The organism is Nocardia transvalensis NBRC 15921, assembly GCF_000308875.1.
In the GTDB taxonomy this organism is placed as follows: Bacteria; Actinomycetota; Actinomycetes; order Mycobacteriales; family Mycobacteriaceae; genus Nocardia; species Nocardia transvalensis.
Genome location: NZ_BAGL01000002.1, coordinates 168598 through 189038, shown reverse-complemented (window position 1 = coordinate 189038; position 20441 = coordinate 168598). Strand labels below are relative to the sequence as shown.

The 20441-nt window shown below is 68.1% G+C and carries 20 protein-coding genes; 9 read left to right on the top strand and 11 right to left on the bottom strand.

Translation table 11 applies throughout. From position 1 onward, the window contains the following. Nucleotides 1-94: 94 nt before the first annotated feature. Complete coding sequence (locus ON41_RS01090; RefSeq protein ID WP_040744210.1) at nucleotides 95-760, bottom strand: chymotrypsin family serine protease; 666 nt, start codon at nucleotides 758-760, stop codon at nucleotides 95-97. A gap of 557 nt (nucleotides 761-1317) precedes the next feature. Here ON41_RS01090 and ON41_RS01085 point away from each other — a divergent pair. The 9 genes from ON41_RS01085 to ON41_RS01045 all read left to right on the top strand — a co-directional run bounded on the left by ON41_RS01085 (nucleotide 1318) and on the right by ON41_RS01045 (nucleotide 10896). After that, a complete protein-coding gene (locus ON41_RS01085; RefSeq protein WP_051160832.1) occupies nucleotides 1318-2136 on the top strand; it encodes an MlaE family ABC transporter permease in 819 nt (272 codons plus the stop codon). A 4-nt stretch (nucleotides 2137-2140) separates the two neighbouring features. After that, entirely contained in the window at nucleotides 2141-3004 is an 864-nt protein-coding gene (locus ON41_RS01080) for an MlaE family ABC transporter permease (RefSeq protein ID WP_040744206.1), read from the top strand. Nucleotides 3005-3014: 10 nt separating this feature from the next. Next, a complete protein-coding gene (locus ON41_RS01075; RefSeq protein WP_040744204.1) occupies nucleotides 3015-4505 on the top strand; it encodes an MlaD family protein in 1491 nt (496 codons plus the stop codon). Further along, nucleotides 4502-5530, top strand: a complete 1029-nt coding sequence (locus tag ON41_RS01070) for an MCE family protein (RefSeq protein ID WP_040744203.1) — start codon at nucleotides 4502-4504, stop codon at nucleotides 5528-5530. The genes ON41_RS01075 and ON41_RS01070 overlap by 4 nt, the downstream gene beginning before the upstream one ends. Then, nucleotides 5527-6513: an MCE family protein gene (locus ON41_RS01065; protein WP_306307767.1), complete on the top strand. Its 987-nt coding sequence runs from the start codon at nucleotides 5527-5529 to the stop codon at nucleotides 6511-6513. The genes ON41_RS01070 and ON41_RS01065 overlap by 4 nt, the downstream gene beginning before the upstream one ends. Beyond that, on the top strand, nucleotides 6510-7622 hold the full coding sequence (locus ON41_RS01060) for an MCE family protein (protein ID WP_040744200.1): 1113 nt from the start codon (nucleotides 6510-6512) through the stop codon (nucleotides 7620-7622). Before ON41_RS01065 ends, ON41_RS01060 begins: the two co-directional genes overlap by 4 nt. Next, nucleotides 7619-8734 (top strand): MCE family protein, encoded by a 1116-nt coding sequence (locus ON41_RS01055; RefSeq protein ID WP_051160831.1) that lies wholly within the window; start codon nucleotides 7619-7621, stop codon nucleotides 8732-8734. The genes ON41_RS01060 and ON41_RS01055 overlap by 4 nt, the downstream gene beginning before the upstream one ends. Next, nucleotides 8731-9900 carry an MlaD family protein gene (locus tag ON41_RS01050; protein WP_040744199.1) on the top strand — a complete coding sequence of 390 codons (1170 nt, stop codon included), beginning with the start codon at nucleotides 8731-8733 and terminating at the stop codon, nucleotides 9898-9900. The genes ON41_RS01055 and ON41_RS01050 overlap by 4 nt, the downstream gene beginning before the upstream one ends. Nucleotides 9901-10032: 132 nt before the next feature. Then, the gene (locus ON41_RS01045; RefSeq protein WP_157185325.1) at nucleotides 10033-10896 is read left to right on the top strand and encodes a hypothetical protein; all 864 of its coding nucleotides are present in this window, start codon (nucleotides 10033-10035) and stop codon (nucleotides 10894-10896) included. A gap of 56 nt (nucleotides 10897-10952) precedes the next feature. On the opposite strand, the gene ON41_RS01040 is transcribed toward ON41_RS01045, so the two are convergent. From ON41_RS01040 to ON41_RS00995, 10 genes are all read right to left on the bottom strand, one after another. Then, on the bottom strand, nucleotides 10953-11531 hold the full coding sequence (locus ON41_RS01040; RefSeq protein WP_040744194.1) for a ribonuclease H family protein: 579 nt from the start codon (nucleotides 11529-11531) through the stop codon (nucleotides 10953-10955). Between the two features lie 10 nt (nucleotides 11532-11541). Next, nucleotides 11542-12072 (bottom strand): SRPBCC family protein, encoded by a 531-nt coding sequence (locus tag ON41_RS01035; RefSeq protein ID WP_040744192.1) that lies wholly within the window; start codon nucleotides 12070-12072, stop codon nucleotides 11542-11544. A 126-nt stretch (nucleotides 12073-12198) separates the two neighbouring features. Then, complete coding sequence (lhgD, locus tag ON41_RS01030; protein WP_246461398.1) at nucleotides 12199-13392, bottom strand: L-2-hydroxyglutarate dehydrogenase; 1194 nt, start codon at nucleotides 13390-13392, stop codon at nucleotides 12199-12201. A gap of 46 nt (nucleotides 13393-13438) precedes the next feature. After that, nucleotides 13439-14134, bottom strand: coding sequence for a hypothetical protein (locus ON41_RS42855; protein ID WP_040744189.1), 696 nt, complete (start codon nucleotides 14132-14134; stop codon nucleotides 13439-13441). Between the two features lie 412 nt (nucleotides 14135-14546). Next, entirely contained in the window at nucleotides 14547-15338 is a 792-nt protein-coding gene (locus tag ON41_RS01020) for a TIGR03084 family metal-binding protein (protein ID WP_040744516.1), read from the bottom strand. Nucleotides 15339-15395: 57 nt separating this feature from the next. After that, entirely contained in the window at nucleotides 15396-16751 is a 1356-nt protein-coding gene (locus ON41_RS01015) for a DUF445 domain-containing protein (RefSeq protein WP_040744187.1), read from the bottom strand. 107 nt (nucleotides 16752-16858) lie between these two features. After that, a complete protein-coding gene (locus ON41_RS01010) occupies nucleotides 16859-17863 on the bottom strand; it encodes a zinc-binding dehydrogenase (protein ID WP_040744185.1) in 1005 nt (334 codons plus the stop codon). 132 nt (nucleotides 17864-17995) lie between these two features. Next, a complete protein-coding gene (locus ON41_RS01005) occupies nucleotides 17996-19096 on the bottom strand; it encodes a PrsW family intramembrane metalloprotease (RefSeq protein ID WP_040744182.1) in 1101 nt (366 codons plus the stop codon). After that, the gene (locus ON41_RS01000; protein WP_157185324.1) at nucleotides 19093-19626 is read right to left on the bottom strand and encodes a hypothetical protein; all 534 of its coding nucleotides are present in this window, start codon (nucleotides 19624-19626) and stop codon (nucleotides 19093-19095) included. Before ON41_RS01000 ends, ON41_RS01005 begins: the two co-directional genes overlap by 4 nt. Before the next feature lie 204 nt (nucleotides 19627-19830). Then, nucleotides 19831-20259 (bottom strand): VOC family protein, encoded by a 429-nt coding sequence (locus tag ON41_RS00995; protein WP_040744178.1) that lies wholly within the window; start codon nucleotides 20257-20259, stop codon nucleotides 19831-19833. Nucleotides 20260-20441 lie beyond the last annotated feature (182 nt).

Sequence of the window (20441 nt, the reverse complement as noted above, 5' to 3'; positions counted from 1 at the left end):
CCGGGCAGTGAACAGGGACGGAGCCGGCAACCCTGGACACACCGCGGGGCGGTGAGGAAAATCCTCACCGCCCCGCGGTTTTCGCGACCAACCGTCAGATCGGGGTGTAGCCCGCTCCGGCTTGGCCGCGGCCGTTCAGATCGGCCAGGATCGCGTTCATATTCGTGCCGACCTCGGGTCCGAAGCAGGCGACGGCCAGATAGGCGTTGACCATGGCGACCAGGGTGTTGCCGACCACGACCGGTGCGCCCGAATCGCCCTCGACGACGCACATCTGGGTCCACGTCTCGTCGGTCTGGAAGATATCGCCCCAGGCGATGCCGCAGGTGTTGCCGGTGGTGCGGCCCTCCTTGCAGACGATCGAGGGGAACTGCGGCGGCGCGCCGACCGCGCCGATCGTGACATTGCCGATCCGGTTGACCGGGACGACCTTGTCGTTGAACTGGATGACCGCGTAGTCCAGATCGTGATTGGAGTAGGCGAACGTGCCGATCACGCCCGCGCCGCGGTCCTGCTCGGCCCACACCTGCGAGCCCGCCTCGCCACAGTGTCCGGCCGTGAGGCCGACCAGACGGCCGGCCGCGTCGTGGCCGATGGTGGTCACCGTGCACTCGAACTGGTTGTCGATGATGATTCCGGAGCCGCCTCCGATCACCGGCCCGGGATCCGCGTGCGCGACACCCGCACCCGTCCCGAGCAGCGCCGTGCCCAGGGCGACGGCGAAGGCGGCACGAGCCACCCTGGCGAGTTTGTTGAACATGTCCCTCCAGACGTCAGAAGCCCGCACGATATCAGCGATGTAGTACTACATCCTGTCAGTATTCGGGCCGGGGCGCGTCTCGTACTGCCGCCCTGTCCCCCGGATCGAGCGTCCGGTTCGCGCCGTTACGGCCGGACCGGGCGGATTCCCGTTTCCGCACGTGACCGGCGCGTCGCGGGCGGCCGACACCCCGAGCCGGTGACAGGCGATCACACGACGCCGTGGATAACCTTTGTGCACGGCTCGAGACCAAGCATTATTTACGACTAATTCAATCCGGGAAATTACGTGAAGGGAGAAGTTGGACACCGGTACAAGAAACTTGTAACTCGTTCCAGAAAGTAGCTGGAACCTTTGTGGTAAGCCCCAAGATCATGTCGTCCATCACAGTGGTTAGCGGAGCGTGATCTGCGTCTATGACGCCGGGCACACATTGTGGTGTGTTTTTTCTAACTCCGTAGTAAGGTGCGTCAAGCAAACAGTCGCCGGGGCTGGTTACCGGCGTCGAGAGGGGTTAGTCAGTGCAGTTCACGAACAGTCCACCGGCACCATCGAGGATGAGCGGGGCGGTCGACTGGACCAAGGCGTACTGGCAGGACCATCCCAAGCGTTCGCTGGAGACCTTCGGCCGTCAGATCCTCATGGGCATCGCGGCCGTTGCCGAGTTGTTCGTCAGTATCTTCCGGCGCCGCTTTCCCTTCGGGGAGTTCGTCCGGCAGTGCGCGTTCATGGCCAGTGTCGCCGCCGCGCCCACGCTGCTGGTCGCCATCCCGATCGGCGTCATCGTCTCCATCCAGGTGGGATCGGTCGCCGGTCAGGTCGGCGCGACGTCGTTCATCGGCGCGGCCAACGGCCTGGGCATCATCCAGCAGGGCGCGCCCCTGGTCACGTCGCTCATGATCGCCGGTGCGGTCGGTTCGGCCATCTGCGCCGATCTCGGCTCCCGCACGATCCGCGAGGAGATCGACGCCATGAAGGTGATGGGCGTCGACCCGATGCGCCGCCTGGTCGCGCCGCGACTGGGTGCGGCCATGCTGGTCTCGGTCCTGCTGTGCGGTTTCGTCGTCTTCGTCGGCTTCGTCACCGGTTACGTCTTCAACGTCTTCGCCCAGAACGGGACGCCGGGCTCCTATATCGGCACCTTCTCCTCGTTCGCGGTGGTCGCCGATCTGATTGCCGCACTGGCGAAATCACTGATCTTCGGCCTGCTCGCCGCGATCATCGCCTGCGATTCGGGTCTGAATACACGCGGTGGCCCCGGTGGTGTCGCCAATTCGGTGAACACGGCCGTGGTGCTGTCGGCGGTGATGTTGTTCGGGACGAACCTGATCATCACGCAGATCTACAACACCCTGTTCCCCTCACAGATGGTCTGAGCCGGTGTCGTCAACCTATGTACCGCCGCTACTGCGGCCCATCAAACGGATTCGTTCGTCCGCCGGCGCCCCGCGCGACTGGCTGGCCCGGATCGGCCATCAGGTCTTCTTCTTCCTGCGGTCGATCGGTTCGATGCCGCTGGCGTTCAAGCACTATCCCAAGGAAGTGTGGCGCCTGCTCTCGGATGTCACCTGGGGCAACGGCAACATCATCGTCGGTGGCGGAACCATCGGCGTGGTCCTCATCCTCAGCGCGTTCGGCGGCATCACCGTCGGGCTCCAGGGTTACAACTCGCTGAACCTGCTCGGACTGGGCCCGCTCACCGGTGCGGTCTCGGCCTTCGCGACCACCCGCGAACTCGGGCCGATGCTCGCCACCGTGGCATTCGCCTCCCAAGCGGGCTGCCGGTTCACCGCGCAGTTGGGCGCCATGCGCATCTCCGAGGAGATCGACGCGCTGGAATCGCAGGCGATCCGGCCGCTGCCGTACCTGGTCAGCACCCGCATGATCGCGGCGATGATCGCGATCGTCCCGCTGTACTGCCTGGCGCTGCCGTTCGCCTACATCTCCTGCTCGCTGACCGTGCAACTGGTCGGCGGCACCGCGTCCGGCACCTTCCAGCACTACTTCTTCCAGTTCCTCATCCCGCACGACGTGCTGTGGTCACTGCTGAAAGCGATTGTGTTCGTGGCGATCACGACATTCATCCAGTGTTATTACGGGTTCTTCGCCTCCGGCGGCCCCGAGGGCGTGGGTGTGGCGGCCGGCCGGGCGATCAAGCTCTGCATCATCGCCGTCGTCTTCGCCGATCTGTTCATCACCCTGGCGGTCTGGGGCATCAACCCCGGCATCAGGATCTCGGGGTAGGGGGAAACAGATGATCATCGATCCGAGTGGCCGCGGACCGACGATGCGGCAACTGCTCGTCGCCGGCGCGTGCGGGCTGGTCGTCTTCGCGCTGATCCTGGCCTTCCTCATGGCCCGGTACCAGGGCAAGATCCTGCATCCGAAGGTGGACGTCACCGCCGATATGACCACCACCGGCGACGGACTGCCGGAGAACGCCGACGTGAAGTTCCGCGGCGTGCTGGTCGGCGTCGTCAAGGACGTCTCGGTGGCGGCCAAGGGCGAGATCCAGCAGGTCAACATCGAGATGAAGCCCGACTTCATCAGCGATATCCCGGCCAATGTCACCGCGCGGGTGGTGCCGAGCAACCTGTTCGCGGTCACCTCCGTCGAACTGGTCTACAACGGCCCCGACACCGCGGTGCTGCACGCCGGATCGCGGATCCCGGAGGATCGCAGCCAGGGCACCATCGCGCTGCAGGACACCCTCACCACCGTCCGCACCATCCTCAACAAGATCGACCCGGTGCAGCTGGGCCGGGTGCTGAGCACCCTGTCCTACTCGCTCGAGGGCGGCGGCCGCATGCCCGGCTCGACCGTGGAGCGGCTGGACAACTGGCTGACCCAGGTGCGCGGCGCGGTGCCGAACGTGGACCAGACCCTCGACGACTTCTCCTCCTCGTTCCACGCGCTCAACCAGTCGGCCCCCGAGCTGATGGGCGTGCTGGCCGATTCGGTGAAGACGGCGCAGACCATCACCGACAAGCGTCAGCAGCTGGTCGACCTGCTCGCCGGCAGCTCCGGAACCGTGGACAAGGTGAACGCGCTGTTCGCGCGCAACCCCGATCTCGGCAAGTCGATCACCGCGGGCACCAGCGATATGTTCGGCGCCCTGACCGACAACCCGCAGTCGATCCCGCAGGCGATCGCCAGCCTCAACAATTCGGTGCGCGCCCTGGCCGGCACCTTCCACTGGGGCCCGCAGCGCCAGATGGTCTGGAACATGGGCATCACGCTGACCCCGTACAAGCCTTACGACCAGTCGGACTGCCCGCGCTACGGCACGATGGCCGGCCCCAGTTGCGCCACCGCGCCCGCGGTCGCCGAGCTTCCGCCGCTGCCGGAGTCGATGAAACCGCGCGCCCTGGACGCGGCCAAGGGACTGCCGCCGGTGGTTCCGATGCCGGGCCTGCCCGAGCTGCCGGGCGTGACCACGCCCGACGCCGCGGTCTCCGCACCGCAGCAGTCGGCCGTTCCCTTCGCGGGGACGCCGCTGGGCGGACTGTTCCAGCAGTTCCTGCCGGGTATGCCGGCCCCGGCCCCCGCGCCGGCGCAACCTCAGCCGGCTCCGGAGGCGCCGGGAGTCCATCCGGCCGCGGCCCCGATCGCCGGGTCCTACACCGGCGATGCCGCGGTCGAGGCGCTGCTGGGCCGTAAGCCCACCACCGCCGAGTACCTGCTGCTGAGCTCGATCCTGAGGGGTGGAACCTTGCAAGTGACCGAAAGCGGTGCCGCCCGATGAGCATTCGCAAGCCGCTGATCGGTTTCGGGATCTTCGCGATCGTCTCCGTCCTGGTGACGGTGGTCGTGTGGAATACGCTGGCGCGCAGCGTCAACGGCGAGACCAACACCTACACCGCGACCATCAGCGATGTGCTCGGACTGCGGGCCAACGACGATGTCCGGATGGCGGGCGTGCGGGTCGGCAAGATCTCGAAGATCGAGCTCGACAAGCAGCACAACGCCAAGGTCACCTTCGTGGTGCAGCGCGACCAGACGGTGTTCGGCAATACCAAGGCCTTGGTCCGCTACCAGAACCTGATCGGGCAGCGGTACCTGGCGCTCGCGCCGGGTACCAAGGGCGACGCGTCGCCGCTGAAGAACAACGGCTCCATCCCGCTCGACCAGACCGAGCCGTCGTTCGATATCTCCGGTCTGCTCAACGGTTTCCAGCCGCTGTTCGACGTGTTGCAGCCCGAGCAGGTCAACAACCTGTCCAACACCTTCATCATGGCGCTGCAGGGTGACGGCGTCTCGCTGAGCACCTTCCTCACCCAGGCCGCCGCGCTGGCCGGCGACTTCCAGCGTCGCGACGCCATCCTCTCCGACGTGATCACGAATCTGTCGGCGACGATGCAGGGCCTGGCCAAGCGCGGCGACGAACTGGAGACGCTGGTGACGCAGACCCGCTCGCTGATCGGCGGGCTGTACGAGCAGGGCCAGTCGCTGCAGCAGTCCACCGTCCAGATCGCCAACGCGACAACGGGACTGGTGAACATGGTCGGTGAGATCCAGCCGAAACTCGATACCGCGCAACGCTCCACGCGGGACGCGCTGACGCTGCTGCTCGCCAACGGCGCCAAGCTCGACCAGGCCGCCGTCGACTTCCCCAACATCCTGGCCGATCTCGGGAAGTTCACCCAGAACGGCGCGTACGCCAGCGCCTACGTGTGCAGCCTGGACGTCTCGCTGTACAACATCCTGCTCCCCCGCGGCCTGCTCACCCAGATCGGCGGCAACTCTCATTCGGCGGTGTGTCGGCCATGATGACGAAGCTCAAGAACCGTTTCAACGGCAACCGCCACTTCTGGCTGGGCATCCTCGGTGCTGTACTCATCGTGGTGGTGCTGATCGCCGCGACCGGCTACAAGAAGCTCGGTGTCGGAACCCACGACGTGAAGGCCGAATTCGCCCAGGCGGCCGGCCTCAAGGTCGGCGACAAGGTCAACGTCTCCGGCGTTCCGGTGGGTTCGGTGTCGGCCGCCAAGATCGAGGGTGACCACGTGCTGATCACCCTGCAGGTCGATTCCGATACCAAGGTGGGCCCCGACGCCAAGGCGGCCATCAAACTGTCGACGCTGCTCGGCAACCGCTACGTCGCCCTGGATCCGGGCGACTCCTCGAAGCCGGTCGACCGGATTCCCAAGAGCAACACGGCCGTTCCCTACGACGTGCTGGGCAACGGCACGCCGAAGCTCGAGGGTCTCGACACCCAGAAACTGGCCGAATCGTTCAAGGTGATCGGCGACCAGATCGACGGTTCGCCGCAGCTGACCGCCCAGGCGCTCGACAGCGTCGGCGCGCTGGCCGCGACCATCAACAACCGCCGCGACCAGGTCGACCAGCTGCTCAAGGATCTGGACCGGGTCACCACCATCCTCGGCGACAACCGCAACAGCGTGCTCCTGGTCATCACCCAGGGGCAGGCGATCGCGAGCCGGGTGATGGAGCGCCAGAACCTGCTGCGGCAGTTGCTCGACAACATCGCGGGCCTGACCAAGCAGCTGCAGGAGATCGGCGCGCAGAACGAGGGCCAGCTCGGCCCGACCATCGAGCAGCTCAACACCATGGCCGAGGGCCTGCAGAAGAACAAGGACAACCTGGACCGGATGCTGCAGATCATGCCGGTGGCGTTGCGGGGCTTCAACAATGCCCTGGGTGACGGACCCTACGGCGAGGTCGGTCTGCCGTGGCTGTTCCCCGACAACTGGTTGTGCTTCGCCCGAGTCGTCGAGGGGTGCCAGGGATGAAATTGACCAAGCCCCGGCCGCACCGCCCCGCGCGGGCGGCCAAGGCCGCCGTGATCGGAGCGCTCGCGCTCGCGGTCGGCAGCTGTTCGCTGGTCCCGGCCGGCGTCCAGGACGCGGTGGGCGCGACCCACCACGTCACCGCCGATTTCCGCAATATCGCCGGTATGTACGAAGGCAACCCGGTTACGGTGCTGGGCCTCGAGGTCGGCAAGGTCGACAAGATCGTGCCGAAGGGGATGTACGCCGAGGTCTTCATGACCATCGACGGCGATGTGAAGCTCCCGAAGAATCTGACCGCGTCGCTGATGACGAAATCGGTTGTGACGGACCGGCACATCGAGCTGGGCCCGCCCTACACCGGCGGGCCGGAGCTGCCGGACAACGCGCATCTGACCGTCGAGCAGACGCGCACCCCGGTCGAACTGGACACGGTCATCAAGACCATCGATCAGTTCGCCGACGCGCTCAAGCCGCCGCCGGGCCAGAAAGAGGGCCCGATGTCGGGCACTCTGCTGTACGACATGGTCAACGGCCAGGGCGAGAAGATCCGCGACACGCTGAACGCGCTGTCGGGTGCGCTGAAGGTCGGCGTCGACAACAAGGACGCGGTCTCCACCATCATCATCAAGCTGAACGAGCTGACGACGATGCTGGCCGAGAACGACCAGGCGGTGCGTGATTTCAGCAATCAGACCACCCAGATGACCTCGCTGCTGGCGGAGCAGGCGCCCGGCCTGCAGGCCACGCTGACCCAGATGAACGACTTCCTCAGCAATACCAGCGGTGTCTTCACGCAGTACCAGGATCAGCTGTCCTCCAGCCTCACCGGGCTCACGGCGGTCACCGATCAGCTGCGCGCCAACGCCGGCGGCGTGACCGAGGTCGTCGACGTCGCGCCGCTGCTCCTGCAGAACATCGACCGCGTGATGGACCGGGACCGGAAGTTCGTCCGGCTGCGCGCCGTCCTCGGCACCGCGTTGTCGGGCGAGATCATCAGCCTGTTCTGCGAGCGGATCCAGATGCGCTCGGACGGCTGCCGGACCGGGCGGGTCGAAGATCTCGGACCGGACCTCGGATTGACCGCGGCGTTGATGGGAATGACGAAATGATCGCGAAGCTTGTGCCGCACAGGCGGATCCGCCGCGCACGGCGCGTCACGGTGGCGTGTGCCGCCGCGGTCGCCGTGCTGGCGGTGCCGGGCTGCGGCCTCACCGTGGAGAAGGTGCCGCTGCCCAAGCCCGGGCCGCAGGGTGACACCTACACGGTGCACGCGGTCTTCACCAACGCGCTCAATCTGCCCGATCAGGCGAAGGTGAAGATCGGCGGTTCCGACGTCGGGGTGGTCACCCACATCGAGACGAAGAACTACCAGGCCGTCGTGGATATGAAGATCCGCAAGGATATTCAGCTCCCGAAGGACACCACCGCCGAACTGCGCCAGGCCACTCCGCTCGGCGACGTCTTCGTCGCGGTGGCCATGCCGAAGGCGCAGCCGGGCACCGATCTGCTGCGTAACGGCGACACCCTCCCCGTCGCCCAGACCTCCGCCGGCGCGACCGTCGAGGAACTGCTGCTGTCCGTCTCGACGCTGTTCAACGGCGGCGGCCTCTCGGCGCTGACCAAGGTGACCGCGGAACTCGACTCGATCGTCGGCGGGCGTCCGGACCAGCTGGCCAACCTGCTGCGCCAGATGACCAGCGTGACCACGACGCTGCACGCCAACAGCGACAAGATCGACAGCACGCTCAACGGTTTCGGCGCGCTGGCGAACACCATCGAGCAGCGCCACAACGAACTGGGTCAGGTCGCCGACACGCTGCCGGGGATGATCGGCACCATCGCCGAGAACAACAAGCAGATCGGCGATCTGCTGAGCAAGGTGTCCACCACCAGCGCGGCGCTCGGCGACTACGCCGATACCAGCACCACGCAGCTCTCCAGCCTGCTGGAGAACGTGCACAAGCTGATGGACGCCCTGGCGCAGACCCGCAACGACTTCGAGCCGCTGCTCGACGCCATGCACGACGTCCGGCCCGCCGTCGACGCCTCGTTCAAGGGCAATGTCCTCGCGGTCGCGGCGACGCTGACCCAGCTCGACATCGGCCTGATCACCGATCCGGCCCACAGCAAGTTCTACGATCTGCGCGACGCTCAGGACATGGTGGGCAGCCTGATCCAGGTGCTGCAGATCGTCCAAGGCCGAGTAGGGGGCCACCGGTGAGCTGGTTGAAGCGGCACAAGCTGCTGCTGTCGGGACTGGGACTGGTCGTCGTCTTCCTGGTGGGCGCGTCGTACCTGGCCGTGAGCGTGATGCGCGTGAACCCGCTGCAGTCGAACTACACGGTCACCGTGAGCCTGGACCGCTCCGGCGGTCTCCAGCCCGGTAACGACGTGACGCTGCGCGGGTACCGGATCGGCAAGGTGGATTCCATCAAGCTGACCGATCACGGCGCGTCGATCTCCGCGGCGGCGCGCATCGACAGCAAGTACCGCATCCCGGTCGACACCAAGGTCGCGGTGCAGGCGCTGTCCGGCGCCGGCGAGCAGTACATCGACTTCCGGCCGGAGACCGAGCAGGGGCCGTTCCTGGCCGACGGCGCGGTGGTCAAATTCGATCCGCAGCGCGTGTCGACCCCGACCCCGGTGTATTCCGTGCTCGACAACGCCAGCGCGTTCATCTCCCAGATCGACCCGGATCGCTTCACCACGATCCTGAGCAATCTGGATGTCGCGCTGTCCGGCGGGCCCGACCAGCTGCGCGGCATGATCGACGCGCTGAGCGTGGTCACCACCGGGCTCGACGGCCTGCTGCCGCAGACCACGAACCTGCTGGCCAACCTGCGCACGATCGCCTCCACCACCTCCAACGCGCAGCCGGACCTCAGCACCCTGACCCGGAACTCGCAGACGCTGTTCAACCAGTTCAACGGCGCCGACGACGAATTGCGCAAGGTGCTGGACTCCGCGCCCGGCCAGATGCAGGAGCTGGGCGCGGTGCTCGACAAGACCTCGGATCCGATCACCAGCCTGGCGGCCAACTTCTCGGCGATCACCAAGGCGGCGCAGCTGCGTCAACCGGCCCTGCGGTCGCTGTTCCCGTCGCTGGTCATCGGCAGTTCCGCGATGGGCGTCCCGGCGCACGACGGAGAGTTCTATACCATCGTGGACATCTGGCCGCGACCGTACTGCGATTACGCCACCAAGCCGACGGCGCCGCAGGTGGTCCAGGACGGCTCGTTGCCGAAGTGGAACTACTGCACCAATCCGCCCCCGGATCAGCAGATCCGTGGTTCGTCGAACGCGCCGCGGCCGGATGTGCCGAACAACGGTGCGCAGATGCCGGCGGGAGCCGATCCGAACGAGCGGACCCTGCCCCCGGTGCGGTGAGCGTGGCCCGTCCCGGCGGCAACACCGCCGGTGCGGGCATACTCGCTGACAGAATCCGTCCGGCCCGGACGCGTCCGGGCCGATCCGGCCATTCGGTGTGCCGAGCACGCCGGGAAAGTGAAGTATCAGCTGATGTCCGACGAAGACGCTGCCAAGGACGACAAGAAGCCGGACGACGCGGCGAAAGCCGAGGAACCGCAGACCAAGGACGAGGCCAGCACCGACGCGGACAAGACGGAGAAGCTCGAGTCGGCTGCCCCGGCGACGGCCAAGTTCGACTCCGAGCCCGCCGCCCCGAAGGCCGAGTCCACTCCGCCGAAGGCCGCCGACCCTGCGGATTCCTCGGCCGAGGAGACAGTGAAGCTCTCGACGCCGGCGGCCGCGGCCGCCACCCCGGCCCCCGCATCGCAGCCCGCGGCGGCGTCCGGGGGACGGTCGTCCCTGCTGCCCGTGGTGGCTGCCTTCGCCGCCGGTGTGCTGCTGGTCGCGGCGATCACCGCGGTGGTGGTGTTCTACCTGCAGGCCAGCGATCGCGGCGACAAGCTCGACGCCCGCGACGAGGCGACGTCGGCCGCGTGCGATTTCGGCCGGCAGGTCGGCACCTACGACGCGAAGAACTTCGACGACTACGTCAAGCGGGTGAAGGACCGGTCCACCGGTGACTGGGCCACCCAGTTCGAGGCCGCCTCGGGCGCGCTGAAGGACATCACCACCCAGGCTCAGGCCCGCTCCGGCATCGACGAGATCCACTGCGCGTGGGAGAACGGTGACGACAAGAAGGCCACCGTCATCATGCTGATCACGCAGAACCAGTCGAAGGCCGCGACCCCGCAGCCGCAGCACCTGACCATCGGCGTCGTGGCGACGATGGAGAAGAAGGACGGCAAGTGGCTGGCCTCGAGCTTCCAGTCGCCGATGATGAACGATATGGGCTCGATCCCCGCCCCCGGCCAGGGCGCTCCGGGCCAGGCGCCCGCGCCGCAGCCCGGCGGCTAGAACACCTCCCCTGCCTCCGGCGGTGGCCGATGCGCCACCGCCGGAGGTTTTCGGTGTCAGAACAGCGTCATGGCCTCGGCCGGGGCCGGTGCAGTGCGGACCTCTTCGACCGGGGCGGGTTCGACGACCTCCGGCTCGGGCGCCGCGGCCGCGACGGCCACGAGCGGAGGCAGGTCGGCGATGCCCGACGCGACGGCGTCCGGTGTGGCCGCGGCCGTGCGGGCTGCCTCCCCCGCGAGTTTGTCGGCCTGTTCGTTGAAGTAGTTGCCGACGTGGCCGCGGACCCAGCGGAACCGGACCGGCCCGGGCCGCGAGGCGATGTGGTGGTCGATGTGCTGGACGAGTTCGACATTCTTCACCGCGCCGCCGGTGGAGGTGCGCCAGCCGTTGAGCCGCCAGCCCGAGATCCACTCCGAGGAGCACTTGATCGCGTAGAGCGAATCGCTCTCGATGAGCAGCGGCTCGGGCCCGGGATGGGCGGTTATCGCCTCCAGCACCGCACGTAGCTCGGCTACCTGGTTGGTACCGCTGGCCGCCCCTCCGCTGGCCGCGGTGCCCTGATGATCGACCCAGGCCCAGCCGATGGCGCCGCCCGGGTTGCGCAGGCAGGATCCGTCCGTGCTCACGATGATCATGAGGGGTACCCTACGCAATCCGGCCGACAAGATCGGTGTCGTGGAATTGTTCTATCTCCCTGCGCAATTGCGATTCGCTGCGGCGGACCGCCGCGTGGACGGCCGCGTCGATCGCCCGGGACCCCAGCCGGCCCAGTACGCCGCGGGCCGGCCGGTAGTCGGCCTCCGAGGTCAGCACGGCGCGTCCGTAGCCGAGCGGATCGAAGCGCAGCGTCAGCGTCCCCAGCACGGGACCGGCGGGTTCGGCGGGATCGGGGTCGATGTGCGCAGGCGCCGCCTTCCCCGGCCGGCGCCTGCGCAGTGTGTATCCGATGACCGCGTTGTGGCGGTACTCGGTGATCACACACTCGACCGTGGAGCGCCACATTCCCAGGCGGACGGTGGCGGTGTACAGCGCTCCGGGCCCGTGGCCGGCCTCGCCGACCGGCTCGAAGGCCACGACACCGAACATCCAGTCCGGCACGAACACGTGGTTGTCCGTGTACGTGAACGCGACCTCCACCGGCGCACCGACATCGCTCGCGTACCTGATGTGGCCCATAGGCATACTCCCTGTTCCACGGCTGCCGATAAAAGTACTACAGATATCCTCTTTAATAAATGGTTCTGGGCAAACCGGCGGAAATCGGCATCGGCCGGGGAAACGGCTGCGCCGCAGGAAATTAGATCAATCGCCCAATTCGCCGACGATATGCTCGGCGATCGGCAGCGCCGACGTCGCCGCCGGAGAGGGCGCGTTGAGCACGTGCACCGAGCGCGGCGTGCGCTCGATCAGGAAGTCGTGTACCAGCGTGCCGTCGGGCCGGACCGCCTGGGCGCGGATGCCGGCGGTGCGCGGCAGCAGGTCGGCGACGGTCAGTTCGGGGCAGTACCGGCGGCATTGCGCCAGATAGCCGCGCCGGAAGAGGGAGTCGCGCAGCTCCCGCAGCCCGGTGCGCACATTGGCTGCGGCGACGCGATGAAAACCGCGGTAGCCCAGGACATCCCGCGCGTCCCGCAGATCGATGCTGCCCTTGCGGTACCCCTCGCGCGCCAGGCCGAGCACCGCATTCGGCCCGACGGTCAGGGTGCCGTCGATGGTCGGGCTCAGGTGCACGCCGAGGAATGGGAGATCCGGATCCGGAATCGGATAGATCAGCGTCCGTACCAGATCCGAGCGTTCGGGCGGCAATTGGTAGTACTCGCCGCGAAAAGGCACGATCCGCAGGGCGATTCGCACTCCGGCCAGCCGGGCCAGGCGGTCGGCCTGCAACCCTCCGCAGACCACCAGCCGCCGCGCCTGCCAGCTCCCGGCCGGCCCCGATACCGTGACGGCGTCGGAGGTTTCGTCGATCGCGGTGATCTCGGCGTCGAACAGGATCCGGCCGCCGGTGGCGCGGACCTGCTCGGCCAGCACCTCGGTGACGCGGGTGAAATCGACGATGCCGGTCTCGGGGACGAACAGCGCGCCCACCCCGGTGACGTGCGGTTCGCGGCGGGCCAGTTCGGCCGCGTCGATCCGCTCCACCGCGACCCCGTTGGTCACCGACCGCTCGTACAGCGCGAGCATGCGCTCGTACTCGGCGGAATCGGTGGCCACCAGCAGCTTTCCGCACACCCGGTACGGAATGTCGTGGGCCGCGGCGAATTCCTTGGTCCATTCCGCCCCGCGGCGGCAGTACCGCGCCTTGAGGCTGCCGGGCTCGTAGTAGATGCCCGAGTGAATGACCCCGCTGTTGTGCCCGGTCTGGTGCGCGGCCAGCGTCGCCGCCTTCTCCAGGAGCAGCAGCGTCGCCCCGGGGCGGCTCGCCAGGATCCGGTGCGCGGTCGCCACGCCGACGATGCCGCCCCCGATCACGCAGTAGTCGTACACGACAAGCAGTCTCACACAGTCGGCGCGAGTCGCCTGGCGAAAGTTGCTGCGCGGGTTACGCGGTGGTACCGGAATCCTGCGGTGCGACCGGTTCCGCCGGAGCCGGGCGGGAGTGGCGCTCCACTTGTATGTCGCGACGGCCCAGCCCGGGATCGGAGACCGCGACCGACACCTCGCCGCTGCGGGTGTCGACATCGGTGCGGAACCGGGTCACACCGGCCGGGGTGTCCTGCGCACGCCCCGACATCCGGTCGCCGAGCACCGTGAACACATTCGTATCCACCGTCATCGAGACCGAATTCGGCTGGGTGGTGGCGACATTCGCGCCGACGTAGGCGTCGCCCGGCAGCCGCAGCCGCGCGCCGACACCGTCCGGGTCGACGGTGGCCTGCGCGGGCGCGGTGGATACCGCGGCCCGGTCGAACAGGCGGGTCACCTCGGGGGCCGGCGGCGGGGCCGGGACCGGTGCGAGCGGCAGCGGGTGACTGACGACCATCAGTCCCACCAGTTCGGAAGTCTTTGTGCCACTCTGTGTCTCGCGAAGTTCGGGTGCGGCAGCCGGTGTCCCGGCAGGAGCCTCGGCATTCGGCGCGGCGGATTCGGCGCCCGGCCGGCCGATCGAATCGCCGAGATGATTCACGACGTAGGTGCCCGCGGCGACGGTCAGGCCGATGGAGGCCATACCGGCGAGCACGATGGCGGTGTGCTGGAGGATCTGGGTGCGACGATGCGTCGCCGGGTGTTGCGACATCTCGGTGCGGTCCTTCCCCTCGGTTCTCCCTGGAGTCGACGACCCGCACCGTTGAAAGTCGTACGCACGTCCAGGTTACTGTGCGCCCGCGCGCCCTACCGCCGGGGTGCGGTCAAGATCACAGTTTCGAAGCCCGCACATACCGTTTCCGCGGGGCAAACCCCGCCCCGCCTACCGGCAAAACCCGACATCGGAATGCAAATCACCGATGATCTGCCCAAAGCCGAATTCTTTGTACGACTGGTGTTTCCGGCCGAGAACGCCTGGGTAAACAGTCAATTAGCTGGCGGAGCGCCTGCTCCGACTGCCAACTCGATCTTCCGGCCAACGGCGTCCGGTCGGCACAGGCATGGCGCACCCAAGGTGGGCGCCCGCCAGCTCCCCATTCTCCCCGCCGGTCGCACCGCCCCCGTTAGGCGAATTGACCTGCGGCGCGGCCGGATCCGGCGGGCCCGGCGAAGGCCTGCGCGATGGTCAGCCAGTGCGCGGCGTCGTCTCCGGTCACCGTCAGATCCACATCGTCGCGGTGGCGGCGCTGCGTGACAAGCAGGCAGAAGTCGACGGCCGGTCCGGTCACGCGCTGCGCGGCATCCTCCGGTCCCCAGGTCCAGGTGCCGCCGTCCGGGGCCGTGAGGGCGACCCGGAACTCCTCCGCGGGCGCGGTCTGCCCGTGCACCAGATAGGCGTAGTTCCTGGTGCGCACGCCGATATGCGCGATGCTGCGGATCCGCGCGGTCGGCGACCGCCGCACGCCGAGGGCGTCGGCCACGTCCTGTCCGTGCGCCCAGGTCTCCATGAGCCGCGCGCTGATCATCGAGGCCGTGCTCATCGGCGGCCCGAACCAGGGCAGTTTCGTCCCGGCGGGCACGGCGCGCAGGGCGTCGGCGAGGGCGTTTCGCCCCCGCCGCCAGCGCTCGAGCAGTTCCGGCGCCGGCGTCGCCGCGGCCTCCTCGGCGGCCTCGTCGACGAAGGTGAACATCTTCGACTCCGCGGCCCGCAGCAGCTCCGCGAACCGCGCGGCATCGGTCGCCGACACCGTCGCGACCTCGTCGGTCCAGGTCAGATGGGCGATCTGGTGTGCGATGGTCCAGCCCGCCGCAGGGGTGGACCGCCCCCACTCCGCCGTCGGCAGCGGCGCCACCAGGCCGTCGAGGTCCGCGCACTCCGCCAGGAAGTCGGCGAGTAACGCCTCCAGATCCGCCATGCCGTTCAGCATCGCAACGAGCCCGGAAAAATGCAAGCATGCGTGCTTGTTATTGGCTCACCAGCCGAACAGCACCAGGTGCACGCCGCCGACCGCCAAGCCGAGCAGCGCACCGTGCAGGTACAGCAGCCAGGCGTCCTGTTCGACCGAGGCGTAGAACATCTCCATGAACTCGCCCGGGGTCAGCTGCTTGAGCTTGCGGGCGGCGAATTCATCGATCTTCTTGGCCTGTTCCAGGGCGAAGGCCTCGTCCTCGACCAGGCTGGGCGCCAGGCCGACGGCGGCCCCCGCCGCGCCCACCTTGAGATTGTCGAACTGGCGGCGGCCGAACGCGGCCCGCACCATCGAGGTGCTGCGGCCGAGCTGGCGGTGGATCTCGTCGGCGATCAGCTGCTCGATCAGCTGGCGGGTCTTGTCGCCGTTGGGACCGTCGAGCAGTTCGTTGGCCAGATTGGTCAGCGTCAGCACCTGATAGGCCAGGATGTGCGCGAGGTCGGACGCGGCCTGCGGCTGCCGCTTGGCCAGCAGCGCCTGTTTCCACAGATATTTGTAGCGGGGCTGGGGATCGCCGGGCGTGAACACCATCTTGATCGCGAAGACGTTCACGGTGACGCCGATGGCCGCGGCCGCCGTCAGGATGACCAGCCAGGCCGGGATCCAGCCGAGTACCGGAATGTCGTGGTGCACCTGGAGATACAGCGCCAGCAGCAGGCCGAACGGCGCGCCGAGCAGGCCGATGCGCACCATGAACCGCAGCTCGGGGGCGGCGATGGTGGTGGTCAGATCCTTGAGGATGTGCGGGTTGTCCTGCAGGTACCGGATGACGAAGCTCTTGATGTCGATGAGCTGGTCGACATTGTCGCCGAGCTGTTCGAAGCCGCGCCGGGTCAGTTCCGGCAGCTCCCGCTCCACCCGCTGGTAGAGCATCTGCCGGGCCGGGCGCGGCACCGCGCGCCACAGTTCGGGATTCTCGCGGTCCATCACCTCGTCGACGATCGGCCGCACCTGTGTGCGCGCGACCTCGGCGATGTAGTCGGCGATGCCCTCGAGATCGAGTTCGTGGATGAAATCCTTGGGGCTGCCGATCCGCATGATCGCCATATCGACGCAGATACTGGCCATCTTCTCCGCGCGCGCCGGGATGAAACCCTGGAAGCCCAGCCGCTTGCCGTCGCCGGAGAACGTCGGCAGCACCTGCACCCGGCGGGGGAAGTAGGGATACAGCAGCGGCAGCCCCGGAATCCGGATGCCGCGAAACAGCAGCGGCCAGAACAACATCAGCACGCCGGTCCAGTTGGTCAGCCAGCCGGCGATGGCGCTGAAGATCGGGAAGGTCACCAGATCGACGACGAACTTCGACTGACCGGTCAGCTGTTCCCAGTCGATGAACAGCCCTCCGGCGACTGTCGTCATCGTATGGGTCCCCCTAGCCGGAATGAGATGTCGGGTTTCACACATTCTCACCGGTTCGGATCGAGTGTCAACGCAGGGGGCCGCCGGTCGTGCCCTCGTTCCGGAGGCTACGGCTTCAGGACGATCCGGATCGGGTTGCCCTGCTTACCTTCCAGGGCCTGGACGGCCTTCTCCGCGTCGGCCAGCGGCACCACGGCGCTGACCGAGCGCGCGAAGTCGACGCGGTGCAGGCCCTGCAGCCGCACGAGCTGGGTGACGTGCTCGGGCGCGGAGCCGTAGTGCCCGCGCAACTGCTGCTGGAAGAAACTGAACGCGGTGCCGCCGGTGATCGTGATCGGCTTGTCGGTGAGCCCGACCAGTACCAGCCGCCCGCCCGGCCCGAGGCAGACCACGGCCTGCTCCCGCACCGCCGCGACACCGGCGAAGTCGAAGGCCGCGGCCAGGCCGGTGCCGCCGGTAGCGGCGTAGATCTTGGCGCGCAGATCCGGTTCGGCCGGATCGAAGGCCAGGTCGGCGCCGAATTCCAGCGCCCGCTCGCGGGCGGCGGGCAGCGGGTCGACCGCGATGATCGGCGCGGCGCCGACCAGTCGCAGCAACTGCACGCCGTGCGCGCCCAATCCGCCGACGCCCCAGACGCCGACGGGCTCGGCGGGCTGCACCTGGGCGGTCGCGGTGATCGCCGCCCAGGGGGTCGACACCGCGTCGGGGATGAAACAGGCCTGTTCGAAGGGCAGATCGTCCGGGATGGGCACCAGCGTGTCGACGCGCGCCAGCGCGTATTCGGCCCAGCCGCCGTCGTAGTCGACGCCGCGCGTGTAGACCGCGCCGTTGCGCTGCTCGCCGGCCTGCAGCAGCACCCGGTCGCCCGTCTTCACGGTGGCGACGCCCGGACCGAGGGTGTGCACGGTGCCCGCCACCTCGTGGCCCAGCGTGACCGTATCGCCGTTGAGGAACAGCGGCGTCAGCGTGCCGTCGATGAGGTGGACGTCGGACAGGCAGACGCCCGCCGCCTCGACCTTGATCAGCACGTGATCCGGGCCGGGTTCCGGCACCGGGACCTCGTCCAGTCGCAGTCGGCGTTCCGGTCCCAGGTGAAGGCGTCCTGCCAGCATCGTCTGCTCCTCGCGGGGTCGATCGTCGGTCGCCGTGGGCGGCGCGGGGTCCGTCCCCGATTCAACACCCTGGGTACCCGGACCGCATGCACGATCGGTGACATCCCCGCGACGGGCGGGAACCGCGCGGGGCTAGCCGATGTCGTGACCCGCGACCGCCGGGGAATCGTCCGTGGCCGGAGAGCCGGGATCGGAACCACTGCGGCCGAACGGGATTCGCATACCGAGGCCGGCCGCCTGCACCCAGTCCATGAGTTCCCGCTGCCGCCGCCGGGCCCGGCCGCGGGGCGATCCCCCCGCGCGGCGGGCCTGTCGGCGGTCCCGGCGCGTCAGCAGCGTATCGAGTTCGCCGCGCGGGGCGAGCCCCTCGGACTGCGTCGCCGCCACGGTTCGCCGGAACCAGCGCTTCTCGGTGCGCAGCACCCAGCCGTAGACCACGGCGAATATCGCGAGGTAGAGCACCGCGCGGCGCACCATATCGGCGAGACCGGCGTTCTCCGGTTGCGGTGCGTCCCAGCCGAAGTGCAGTGCGGCCCCGAGCAGATAGAAGCCCGCGAACACCGCGCAGCGGCGGGCCCGCGACCAGCCGGTGGCGCCGAGGGCGACCACGATGCCGATACCGGCCAGGCCGGTGAGCATCCAGTGCGAGGTGATCCCGGTCGCCAGTCGCAGCACGCCCACCAGCATCGCCGTGCCGAGATCGCCCTGCGCCGTATTCACGCCGCCGTTGGCCTCGTAGGTGACGTCCTCGATGATCTGGAAGCCGAGCCCGGTGCACCCGCCGAGCAGCAGGCCGTGCATCGGGCGGGTCAGCAGCGGCCGGGCGAGCCAGGCGACGGCGAACACCCCGGCGCCCTTCACGGCCTCCTCGACGATGGCGGCCGAGATCGGGGCCTGCCAGTCGAGGGCGAACGCGTCGCCCGCCAGATTCTGGATGACCCGCATGTTGTGATCGTTGGCGTACATGGCGATCGCCGGTCCGGCGGCCGCGCCCCAGACGAAACCCAGTGCCAGCCAGGACTTTATCGGCGTGTGCGCGCGAAACCTGTCGAGGCACAACAGAATCCACGCGACGAGGGCCAGGGTCAGCAGCGTGAACGGCAGGCCGGCCAGCATGCCCGGCCAGGTCAGCCGGACGAGCGGGAGTATCTGCGCGATCAGTCCGAGCACACCGCCCACGACCACCAGCCAGTAGACCCAGAACAGCGCCGAGTCCGGTTGCCGCGTGCTCACGGCAGCACCCGGAGCGAGTGCACGATCGGGGACAGGTCGGCCGCCGCGGCGTCGCCGCTGAGCATCAGGCTGACCACGAGATTGCGGTCGACCACGATCGCGCACACGCCCGCCCGGTCCTGTCCGCGGCAGGTGGCTCCGGTGAAACCGTGCGCGGTGCTTATCGTTCCGCCGTCGAAGACGACCGGAAAGGTCTGCAATTCCAAGACTTTTCGCCGCCACGACAGCGCCGCGTCCGGATCGGTGACGCCGTTGACGACGGTCACCAGCAGCACCCGATCGCCCGGCGCGTCGAGGACGGCGGTCGTCCGGTCGCCGGTGGGCCTGCGCGACCACCCGGCAACCCCGGCGAAACCGATGGTGTCCGGCGCTTCCCCGGCCGCCGTGAGGGTGATCTCGGTATCCGCCGGCACGGTCGTCTCCCGCGTCGGGACGGCCGCGGCGAGCAGCGCCGGCACGGCGATCAACGCGGCCACGACGACGAGCACGGCCGCAGCCGGTTTCCAGTCACGACCTGGACGATTACCCATGCAGGACCATCGCCTCCGGCCCTACCTGGCGGAGTGTCGTTCGGTAGCTCATCCGGTGTGCTCCCTCCCGGCTCGTCACCGCGCGGTCGTGGACGGCGGTACGTCGCCGTCAACGATAGATCCCCGCCCGTCCCACTGGAGTGGCAACACGAGAGCTACCAGCGGTTATCCCGCCACGAAATCGAGTTCCATTCGGACACTCCGTCAGTTCGTCAGGAAGTGCACTACTTCCCACAGGTGCTCGTCGGGATCGGCGAAGTATCCGGCGTAGATCCCCCACGGCCGTTCCGTCGCGGCGCGGACCAGCGTCCCGCCCGCCCGCACGGCCTGCTCCAGTACCGCGTCCACATCCTCCCCGCGGTCGACGAACCAGCCGAGGCTCATCGGCGATCCGGCGATCCGCTCGGTGGCCACCCCGGCGTCCAGCCCGAGATCGATCCGCGAGTACAGCGACAGCATGAGCCCCGAGTCGAGGGTGAACATGGCGACCGCCCCGCCCGGCTCCCCGTCCCCCCGCGCGAATTCGGTCCCGATGATGCCGGGCGTCGCCAGCCCCATCCCGTCCCGATAGAACCCGAGCGCCCGCTCCAGATCACTCACACCCAGGGTGATGGCATTGATGCGCGGTGTCATGGCATCAGTCGACCAGACCCGCCCCGGCGAGGTCTTGAACGAAACGGACAGTCTCTCCGGGCATGGATCGGGGCCCGCCGCTGTTGCCTGGTGATACAGGTTCATCTGTGGCCTGTCGACCAGGGGATTTCTTTCCGGTCGCGGGCGTTCGCCGGGGGCGAACGGGCGGACGGAACAAGAGC